The sequence below is a fragment of the Halomonas sp. BC04 genome, from assembly GCF_000568385.1.
Genome location: NZ_AZQX01000089.1, coordinates 1 through 9673 on the forward strand (window position 1 = coordinate 1; position 9673 = coordinate 9673).

Here is a 9673-nt window from a genome sequence, read left to right on the forward strand (position 1 = left end):
GAGGGCTTGGACATATCACTCGTAGCGGCGTTCTTATGCTGTGTGCAGCTTGGGAGCTTTATATTGAAGAAGTGCTTCTGGAAGGGGTTGATTACTTTACCCACCAGCTTGACTCTCCAAAGGGGCTGCCTAAGCCTGTTCAGAAAGAAATAGCTCGGTCAGTCAAGGAGGCAAAACATGATCTAAAACCATTGGAGCTTGCTGGAGAAGGATGGAAAGACCTCTACAGAAACCATGTTACTGATTGCATAAAAGGGCTCAATACCCCTAAATCAACAAATTTAGACCCTCTTTTTAAGAAGTTTATTGGAGTTAATGAAGTGTCTTCATGGTGGTCGCTAGGGAAAAAGACAATCAATGATTTTGTTACATCAAGGGGGGATATAGCGCATAAGGGTCGTGATGCCCATTATGTTACAATAATAAAATTAAAGGAGTACAGAAGGCAGGTTAAAAAGACTGCTCTTGATGTCGACAACGAACTAACTGAGTATTTGTGTCAGGCTACCCCAGGAGTAGAGCGGCCATGGAGAAGGCGACTAGAAAACTAAAGAATAAAGTACAAACATAAGAGAAGCATGTAAATGCGAAAATTCTTTACAGGCTCATTTAGAAAAATATCAAGAGTGATATTCGAATGGTATTACATGAGATTCCATAAACATTTTTAGCCTGACTCAAGCCGATAAAATATAGAGCTTGAATCCTTATAGGTACAGGGTGCTGATATTTGATAAGTGTAGCGCTTGTGCCTTGGACGACTCTCCGCGAGACAACATTAAATAACCAGAGAGAATTTTAGTGGGCGAATAAATTGGCATTTGTTAATAATTAACTCTCTCAAGACAAGAAAGTAGAAAATTCACTTTAAAGGATACGACGAATTATTTCTGATACTAAGCCCCCACCTTGGCTTGCCGACAGGCCCTTTTCACAGACGCCGTCGAGATATCGAAGTACTCTGCAGTGGCTTTGATGCTGGCGCTGTTCTCCTGACGCCAGTCGGCTACCGCCTTGTCATCAATGACCTTCTCTCGACCTAGGTTCCTACCCTCTGACCTTGCTCGCTCCAGCCCTGCCAGTTGCCGCTCCTTGATGTTAGAACGTTCCAGCTCAGCCATGGCGGCAAGCATGGTCAGCATGGCCTTGCCCATCGGCGTAGAAAGGTCGAAGCCTTCACGGATCGAGAGAATTACTACGCCCTTGGCTTTGAGCGCCTCGACCGTCTCCAGTACGTCGATGGTGTTCCTACCCAGCCTGTCGATGGCATAGACCACCACGGTATCACCTTCCCTGACGTAGCTCAGAAGCTGGCTGAACCCTGCCCTGTCCTTCGCCTTGATCGCTCCCGAGGTTGCCTCATCGCTGAACCAACGAGCGACCTTGTAGCGGCTCTCGATGGCATGGCGCTGGGCGCTGGTGGTCTGATCATCGGTGCTGACGCGGACATAGGCAATGGTGGCGGACATGGCTGGCTTCTCCCTGCGAGTGGCTCATAAGTCATGGCTCACAATCTACAGGGTGGCTCAGAGAAAAACAACAGTTTTGACCCATACCGTAGCGCAGTCATCTTCCTTGGCTCACAGGGTACACCTTATGAGCCATCATCAATACAGCTTCCAGCCATTCTATGGCGTCCTGTTGCGGGCGACAGCCGTGGGCTAGCCGAATCCATTAAACGCTTTGTAGACCCGCTGTGGGCCATGCAGAGCCTCTCGTATTCTCAGGCGGCTGTCTGGTGCCGGTTCTGCTGACTGTCGACTCCTGGCCTTGGAGACCTCGGGGAGGATGGGCTTGGCGTACTGAGGGTTCTCGATCCATGGCCAGAAGCGACGCTGCTCTTTCATCATCTGCTCTCCTTCGTTCACTGCTCAGTTCGCCCCCCACTCAGCTACTGCTGCTGGCGATCACCCCATCCCTCTCGTTTGATGCGCGATGGGGTGGCGCCCATGGCTCTTTGAAGTGTCCGACCGGGGGCATGGGGGGGGGAAAGCCGCAGCATAAACCGTGGGTGTCGTCTCAGAAATTTTCACCACAAAAAATCCGCTCCCAGTTCTCGCTCTCAGTCATCAGGGCGATAGCCCGTTAACGTGTTCAGCCCAGCCTTTCAAGGACGGTAACGCTAGCCACTTCGCGGGAGGAAGCGCCCAGATCCCCACCGATGACTCAGGTCCACACCGTGAACCTGACAAGCCCGCCACACTGACGTCTCCGCGATGCCAAAGTGTCGGGCCGTCTCGGTGATGGAGCTTCTCGCTCCCTGCGCCATTCGGCGACAGCCTTCAAGTCAATCTGTGGCGCTGCCCCCTGAGGAACTGTGGAGGTGTAGGACAATCCAGCTTCTCGCCAGATATTACGAACCGTAGATCCGCTTACCCCGAAGTGTTTCGCCGTAGCACTAGCGCTGGCCTTGTTCTCCTGACGCCACTGTATGACTTCTTGCGGATCTACCTTGGGTTTCCTTCCTGGGCATCCTCTCGGGGTGCTACCGCTAGTGGGGTTGGATTGTGTTTGTGTCATGGTGGAGGTTCCTTCGCCCTTGACCTGGCTCTTCGTCGTCTACACTCGCCGCGATCCATAGAGGAGCCCAGGCAGCCCATAGGCCGACAAGAATGAGAGCCTCGGTAATGGCCATGTCAAGCCACCTCCCCAACTAGGGAAAAAACCCCGTATTTAGCTGGGTTGATCTTGCCACCGTGGACGCGCATGACCATTGACTGGATCTGTTCTCGGCAGGTCACTCCAGCCTGAAGCAGAGAGGCCGCAAACTGGAGAGCATCCCGATAGACCTTGAGGTCGTCAGCGTCAAGGACATCACGGATGCCCTTTCCCTTGGCTCCGGGAATCTCGTTCAGAGCAACCCGCCATTCACTGGCTCTGATACCTGACACAATCTCAGCGACCATCCCCTTGAGGAAGCGCTCAGTCTCCTGTGCGTGCATCTTCGAGCCAGTCTCTGAGACGGCCAGGTGGTACACGCTATTGTCTATCTGGGTGAGGTGCTCGGTACGGATGGGCTGATAGCGTTCAAGACGGGTGATGGCCTCTTCCATGTCGAGAAAGTATTGACGGATCTCATGGCCTTCTCGTGTCCGGGCACTCATGGCTACGTGAGCGGCAACGTCACGAGAAAGTTGGTAGTTTGTCTTCGGTCGGCCCTTGGTCTGCTCATAAAAGGGGGTAATCTCATCGCTGTACCCTTTCGCGCTTTTTCCCGCGAAAGTCTCAGGGCACATCATCGGCTTGATGGAGTCCTCAGCCCAGTCCCTGAATCGGCCATGGGGCTGACCGATCTTCTCCCAGAGCTTCCGGGCATCGATACAAGGCTTCTGCCGGTCGTCTACCAGAGGCAGCACACGGCGAACCTTCATCATCCTGTCGGCCTGTACTTCGGTGAAACCGAGTGCGCTGGTCAGGGTCTTCCTCTGAAGGCGGTTGATGTCGGTGACGATGGATCGCCCGTTGCGCTGTGAGGTAGGGCGAGAGGTCTTGCGAATGGAGATACTCATGGTCGTTGGTTCCTTATGGGTAATACCCCCTACCAGTCACCTCCCCACCGACCCACAGACCGGCCCAACGACGAGGCCAGCCGGTGAGGCAAGTAGGAAGTATTCCGATAAGCGGTCTGTGTGTTTTGGCTCAACAGTTGGTCAGCTGGTGAGGCTGAGCGTATGTGGCTGACAGGGAGGGGGCTGTCCTGATCAATCCAGCAGCCTCAGTCAGGGAGTTCAGTTTCGGGGAGCAAAGGCGCGCCTGGGGAACAGGTCCACAGGCATTGTGCCGTTCACGAGTTCGTCATAGACATCGAACGGGATTGCACCGTCAAAACAGCCAGAGTGAATGTCTGTAGGACCCAAGCAGGGGTCGTCTACGAGAACTTCTGCTGATGACTCCAGAGCCTCAACCAGCTTAACCAGATCACGGGGGTCGTAGATGGTGAGTTGCCAGGAGGGACGGGTGAAATAGCGCAGATGGAAAGACTCGACCCTATGCCCATGGATGCCCAACAGAACTGCAGCGAAGTAGGCCGGAACCATAGCCTCGCCAACGATATCCTCGAAGGTTGACAGTGCCTCGTCAATACGGGCATTGACCATTGTCACGAGCCGTACCTGATCTTCGTAATTTTTCAGCAAGCATTTCTTGGAGAAGAAGAAGCGGATCGTCCTGAAGGACTTAACGGAGGTCAGAATTTCCAGGGGGGACGCTCCGAGGTCGGACGTGACTTCACGGGTCATCGGCATAGAGCGTGTAGAGCGAGCGTGGGTGGTGGTGATACTCATGTGTATGTCCTCATTGTCGAAAGCGACAGTCCCCACAGGCAACAGACCCAGCGAACGGACACACGCCGTTGCCTGTCTATCGCCTTCGAGAATGTCACTGGGTAGGGTTACTTTAAGACTGGCTTGGGGAAAGCCGGATTGGTATCTGACAGGGTATAGGGAGTGCTGACCATCATCACCGTCACCATTAACTGACAAGAATGGTGGTGCCTGAGATGAGTGATTCACTCCAGCCCTGACTTTAAGACCTCTTCTTTAGAGGTATCTTTCTAGGTTTATCTGTGATGATGGTAATGGTAAGTAAGCTCTCTCAGATTGCTTGAAGAGATATCAAAGACCATCTTGAGAGATGGCTTCGCCATCCGTAAGTACCAAGGAATATCACCTCACTTGGGTCAGTGAGTCGCTTGCTTCAACCGGGGGCCATCACCTCCCCAGCAAGCAACGTCAGGTTACAGCCATTGCTCCGTCCTGTAGGGGCAGACCGTCCTGAGCGCAAAGATACCCTAGGAATCCAGTGCCTCGTGAGCGCCTTCTTTCCCATAACAGTACACTAATCGATCGTCGCCGATCTTGCTGTCGATTGTTGGGAAATGCGCTATGCCGTCCTTGGCCCGCATCCGACTTTCTTGACTGCAATAGCTTAGCTCCGTTGATCGCTGGTCATCTGTGCAATGAGTAGGCTCTGCTGCTCGATAATGCGAGATAGGCGATCAATTACATGCCGCTCGTTAACCGTATTATCGGAGAGTGGATGTGAATACCGCGCCTCGTCACTTTGATGAGTCATGACGAGCACACCAGAACGTACCGCCATGCCATCACTGAAAATATCAAGCTGTAGCCACTCAACATACTCCTCAACTATTCCATGTTCGGCCCATACAAAACCGCTCTTGTCTGTAAAAAAGTCTTCGTCACCAGCAAGGCTTTCCATATCATTGTTCGGGTCGAATAATTCCGACTCGACAAGGAAATCAACGGGACTTTGCCTTTCGGGTGAATGCGCGAGCATGTAAACAAATGACATGTTGAAATAACAGGGAATGTCGGGGTGGTGCGGAATAGTGAAGCGGCAAGCATAGAGGTTATCCCGTGTTACTCGGACTCGATCTTCACGGGAAGTGAGTTGTTGTGCTGGCTTGGAAGTGATAGTAGTCATGTTTTTTCCTTCGTGATGCAGATTGACCGGCGAGATGTGCCGGTGGGAAGAGGCGTGTGGGAGAGGGTAGATTCTCCAATACTGTACACCAATCGTAAGCCACTGAAAGAGAGGAAATTTTCCTGGCGTGACCTCAGCGCCTGAGGTGAGATGGGTTATTGGTGAGCATGGTCGGTATCGGGGGTTGCTGCCTGTTCTCCAGCTTCATCCACTGAATGGCGATGCAGTCGCGCAGAGCAGCGGAGTAGCTCCTGATACACGAGAAGGGATCATCAGGGCTTTGGGGATCTCTTCTCTCTCAGATGAGGCCATATCTCAGCTTGTAGCTGCTGGGCATGAGCCAGTACCTTCTCGAAGTAGGTGTAGCGCGTCAATCTGGTTGATCAGCAGATCGTCCGCAGCGTGATCAGCCACAGCGATGCCTTGGGTCTGCAGCGTGTCGTCAGCACGGGTGGCATTGAGGTGGAACTTGGGGCTTACCCACATGGCGTAGGCGTAGACCAGCTGCTTGCTTACAAAGGTGCCACCGTTGCGCCCCACCACTTTGGCGATTGATGGGATTCCATCCTTTTCCAGTTCGCTAATGATCTCTGAGGTCTGCTGAAGTTGCAGCCACTTTGCGGGTTTGTGCTTAACTTACCCTCCGCAGCCTTATGCAGGTCGTTCAGGATAGCGTCCCTCGGCGTCTTGCTTGATGGTGGTCTCGACGATGTTGAGTGCTTGGTTGGTCATTTCGTTCTCCCAGTCCCTCCTCGAACAGCCCTGGTAGTCACCTTCTCCTCACCCATCACATAGGCACCGCCCTTGCGGATGGTTGGAAGCACAGTGCAGGTGACCCACCGCTTGAACTCGCGGGCTTCAGGCTTGCGGGACTGGAGCAACAGCTCGTAGAGACCTCGCTCGTTGACTATCCAAGTAGCGCGTCCCGGCAAACCTAAGTTGAACTGATGTTTGTGCCTGGATTCGAGGTTACTCATCACCATGCTGGTGTTGGTGAGGCCCAAGACACTGCAGTCATTAACCGCCACGAACCAGGGCTGATCATCACGATCACACGGACGTTCAGGGTGTTGAAGTTAAGGTGGTAAGGTTGGTCTCTCCTGACTCTGCGGACCTACCACAGCTCGTGAGACGGCTGTCCTTCCATAGGGGAGGGATAATTAGAAAACCTTAATACTGCATCGTCACTAGTTGCATCTCCTTGCTGGTGGTGAGCAGGTGCTGCTTCTCTTCCTCGGAGGCGACCAGTGCCTTGAGGGCGGACAGATAGTCAGTGGGCAAGGCCACCGGCTTGACGACCTGGGCTTCCAGCTCCTGCCAGCGGTCCACCAAGCGAGCGGTGAACTCGGGGCAGAGCTGGGCGACGATCACATAGCTGTCCCGCTGGTTAACGTGGTAGACGGTTGCAGGGTGGCCTCCAGTGGCCTTCTCCTGAGCCGCAGTAAAGTCCCAAGCCTTTGTCAGCGAGCATCTTGATGGCGGTCTTCGCGTTGTCGTGGTGGGACTCGACCAGCTCGGCGATCTCTTGGCTGGACCTGGTGAGAGTGTTGGTGCTGCTCAATACATTGATCACAGAGTTCTCCCAGTTGTCGGCGCTGCCCCAGCGGTGAGCCGGGGCGTCTGGTTTTGGTCATCCAATACTGTTCACTAATCGGGCATACCCCCGCAGCGAAGAGTCACCTACCCTCGACAGACCACTCCCGCCCTACCCCTTCAACCACTGATCGATAACTCCCACTGCCTTTCTCTGAGCCGATAACAGACGACCGGGGTCGTAACCTTTACTGTAGTAGCCGTAGCTCATGGTCAGCCCTTTTCGGCTATGGCCGAGCAGGTATGCAGCCTCCAATTCCGATACGTTGGCTTGCTGCAAAGCCGTGGCCATCATTACCCGAAACGAATGGAATCCCTTGTCCTGGCGCTCGGTGACATGCTGGCGCTTGATCTCACCAAACCGCTTCGTGGCAGCGTAGGCATAGCGCCCATCAGGCCTGATGCTGATGAGGTCGTGGAACAAATGCTCGGCTCCTACCTCACGGGCCTTCACCAGGGACTGCTTCATGTCCCCATGGCAAAGCTCAGGGACCGGTATCCACCGAGTAGCTGCGTCGGTCTTGCCATCATCTTGGACAGCAATCCCCATCATCCAGACCCCCTCCTCTTCCTTGAGATCTGAAAGCCTCAGCCCTACCAGCTCACTGATCCTCGCTCCGGTGTAGAGTCCCAGGTGGGTAAGGAGCTGCATGGAGTGAGGCTGGCGCTTCATGACATCCAGCAACATACTCAGCTCCTTGGTGGTGAAGGGCTGTTTCTTCTGCCGACCCTTGGTGGTGTTGATCTTGTGCTTCTCGAAGGGGTTGTCAGCAGAGACCCAGGCTCTGGTATATGCATAATCCCAGAGATTTTTTAAACGGGAGATGTGTCCTTGGACTGTGGCTCCAGACACTTTCTCACGGCTGTGGTCAATGAAGTCGAAGACTTTTGACCGCTCAATGTCTTTCATCTGGAGGTCATCTACATTCAAGTACCGAAGGAACAAGACTACGGTCTTCTTGAAGCGACCACGAGTGCCTTCCGTGTGAAGCTCATCCCTCTCACTGATCTGAACGAAGTGATCAAGCACTTCCTTCAAAGTGGTGCCGTACTTGTCGCTTTCCCGCGCACCCCGCATCACAGTCTTGAAAGCTTCGATATACTCGGGGTCATTAGTTTTCTTGGCTGTCTCAGGGTCAAGAATTTCATGCCATTCCATATCAGAGCCGACGAAGGGCTCGTCCACCACAATCTTGCTGAGTTTCTCGACGTAACTAAGAAAACGTTGGCGTGGCTGGGACTGCACTTTCAGCAGGTGCTCTCGCTGACGAAGCTGACCAAGGATGATATCTCGCTTCTCTCGGGCCTCCCTGATGTCACCAGTCTCAAGCGACTGCTCGATAATGTCCCGGTCGGGAAATTGGTGCTTCAGCGCCTTCGGGACTCGCTTCTGGAAGTACCATGTGTTGTGACGCAGCTTGAGATGCTTACGGTCGGCTGATGGCATGGGCGGCACGTCATGTAGGAAGGAATGTAGGAAGCATTGTAGCCACAACCCATTGAAGGTCAATGGTTTCAAGCAGTTGGGGTATGATAGAACGGCATGATGTAAGCAGCCCCACCTTAAAGGCCTTTCCGGCCTGCAAGACCGAGCAAGCCCCGCCCCGTGCGGGGCTTGTTTTTTTGGTACTATCGCCGTTTTCCGATTTCCCATTTCCGCGGCCACTCTCATGCTTGCCAACATTCGTATTGTGCTGGTCCAGACCTTCCACCCCGGTAATATCGGCGCCTCGGCACGGGCCATGAAGACCATGGGCCTGACCGACCTGGTACTGGTCAATCCACGCTGCTTTCCGGACCCCGAGGCCTCGCGCCTGGCCGCCGGTGCCGAGGACGTGATCGACAATGCCCGGGTGGTGGGCTCACTGGCCGAAGCGGTCAATGATTGCGTCCAGGTGGTCGGGGCCAGCGCAAGGCTGCGCAGCCTGCCGCTGCCACACTTTGATGAACCGGAGTCGATGGCACGCGAACTGATCGCCAACGCCGACGATCCGGTGTCCCTGGTCTTCGGCCGGGAGCGCTTCGGGCTGACCAACGACGAGATCCGCTGCTGCAGTCACCAGGTGAGCATCCCCGCCAACCCCGACTACGGCATCCTCAATCTCGCCCAGGCGGTCCAGGTGCTGGCCTACGAGGCGTTCAAGGCATGGCGCAGGCAGCCCGACAGCGGCTACCGGCATCCCCGCCCCAGCGAGGAGCGCCAGCCCACCCGCGAGCAGCTGCAACATTTCCACGAACACCTGGGCCGTGTCATGCGGCACAGCGGTTTTCTCACCCAACCCCATGCCCGTACCGAAACCCAGCTTCAGGCCCTGTTCGCCCGGGCCCAGCCCAGCCGCAAGGAGCTCTCGCTGCTGCGCGGCCTTCTCAGGTCACTGGAACCGGACACAACCGATTCCTCGGACCGGAGCTGAAGCCACTCCTCCAGCGGCGTGGCACCGTCAGTGGAAAAGGCAGCTGTTGGAGCGCTCGGTTCGGCGCCCCGAGTTCCCATCGCGACTGGCGCCGCCAGGCGCCTTGGCGGAGGCTGAAACGCCAGTGACGTTCGCGAGGGTTGGCAACACCGCCGGGAGCCTTCGGCCTCCAGTCGTGATCTGAAGATACTCCTACAGTGCGGTAGTCGCTTGTCATGGCA

The 9673-nt window shown here is 54.8% G+C and carries 9 protein-coding genes and 2 pseudogenes; 3 read left to right on the forward strand and 8 right to left on the reverse strand.

Annotated elements, in window-relative coordinates:
• The coding region (locus tag Q427_RS32050) for a HEPN domain-containing protein (RefSeq protein WP_197030532.1) at positions 1-551 on the forward strand (551 nt) is incomplete at its 5' end.
• 345 nt (positions 552-896) lie between these two features.
• Here Q427_RS32050 and Q427_RS06730 read toward each other — a convergent pair.
• The 7 genes and pseudogenes from Q427_RS06730 to Q427_RS28690 form a co-directional block, all read right to left on the reverse strand.
• Complete coding sequence (locus tag Q427_RS06730; RefSeq protein ID WP_043512234.1) at positions 897-1469, reverse strand: recombinase family protein; 573 nt, start codon at positions 1467-1469, stop codon at positions 897-899.
• A 1167-nt stretch (positions 1470-2636) separates the two neighbouring features.
• Positions 2637-3509, reverse strand: coding sequence for an antA/AntB antirepressor family protein (locus Q427_RS28680; protein ID WP_051496190.1), 873 nt, complete (start codon positions 3507-3509; stop codon positions 2637-2639).
• A gap of 219 nt (positions 3510-3728) precedes the next feature.
• Positions 3729-4283: a hypothetical protein gene (locus Q427_RS06745; protein ID WP_043512239.1), complete on the reverse strand. Its 555-nt coding sequence runs from the start codon at positions 4281-4283 to the stop codon at positions 3729-3731.
• A 643-nt stretch (positions 4284-4926) separates the two neighbouring features.
• On the reverse strand, positions 4927-5445 hold the full coding sequence (locus Q427_RS06750; protein WP_043512241.1) for a hypothetical protein: 519 nt from the start codon (positions 5443-5445) through the stop codon (positions 4927-4929).
• A gap of 315 nt (positions 5446-5760) precedes the next feature.
• Positions 5761-6066, reverse strand: a pseudogene (locus tag Q427_RS36735) (KilA-N domain-containing protein); the annotation flags it as partial.
• A 107-nt stretch (positions 6067-6173) separates the two neighbouring features.
• Positions 6174-6485, reverse strand: a pseudogene (locus Q427_RS36740) (BRO-N domain-containing protein); the annotation flags it as partial.
• Between the two features lie 130 nt (positions 6486-6615).
• On the reverse strand, positions 6616-6816 hold the full coding sequence (locus Q427_RS28690; RefSeq protein ID WP_051496193.1) for a hypothetical protein: 201 nt from the start codon (positions 6814-6816) through the stop codon (positions 6616-6618).
• Between the two features lie 104 nt (positions 6817-6920).
• On the opposite strand from Q427_RS28690, the gene Q427_RS35140 reads away from it, so the two are divergent.
• On the forward strand, positions 6921-7055 hold the full coding sequence (locus Q427_RS35140) for a hypothetical protein (protein WP_269321201.1): 135 nt from the start codon (positions 6921-6923) through the stop codon (positions 7053-7055).
• 95 nt (positions 7056-7150) lie between these two features.
• On the opposite strand, the gene Q427_RS06770 is transcribed toward Q427_RS35140, so the two are convergent.
• Positions 7151-8485: a tyrosine-type recombinase/integrase gene (locus tag Q427_RS06770; protein ID WP_043512243.1), complete on the reverse strand. Its 1335-nt coding sequence runs from the start codon at positions 8483-8485 to the stop codon at positions 7151-7153.
• Positions 8486-8708: 223 nt separating this feature from the next.
• Between Q427_RS06770 and Q427_RS06775 the strand changes: the two genes are divergently transcribed.
• Positions 8709-9452 carry an RNA methyltransferase gene (locus Q427_RS06775; protein ID WP_043512246.1) on the forward strand — a complete coding sequence of 248 codons (744 nt, stop codon included), beginning with the start codon at positions 8709-8711 and terminating at the stop codon, positions 9450-9452.
• The last annotated feature ends 221 nt before the right edge of the window (positions 9453-9673 follow it).

Bases quoted from the DNA above. Each gene is read 5' to 3' on its own strand.
- Q427_RS06730 (WP_043512234.1), bottom strand. From the start codon at position 1,469: ATGTCCGCCACCATTGCCTATGTCCGCGTCAGCACCGATGATCAGACC.
- Q427_RS28680 (WP_051496190.1), bottom strand. From the start codon at position 3,509: ATGAGTATCTCCATTCGCAAGACCTCTCGCCCTACCTCACAGCGCAAC.
- Q427_RS06745 (WP_043512239.1), bottom strand. From the start codon at position 4,283: ATGAGTATCACCACCACCCACGCTCGCTCTACACGCTCTATGCCGATG.
- Q427_RS06750 (WP_043512241.1), bottom strand. From the start codon at position 5,445: ATGACTACTATCACTTCCAAGCCAGCACAACAACTCACTTCCCGTGAA.
- Q427_RS35140 (WP_269321201.1), top strand. From the start codon at position 6,921: ATGGCGGTCTTCGCGTTGTCGTGGTGGGACTCGACCAGCTCGGCGATC.
- Q427_RS06770 (WP_043512243.1), bottom strand. From the start codon at position 8,485: ATGCCATCAGCCGACCGTAAGCATCTCAAGCTGCGTCACAACACATGG.
- Q427_RS06775 (WP_043512246.1), top strand. From the start codon at position 8,709: ATGCTTGCCAACATTCGTATTGTGCTGGTCCAGACCTTCCACCCCGGT.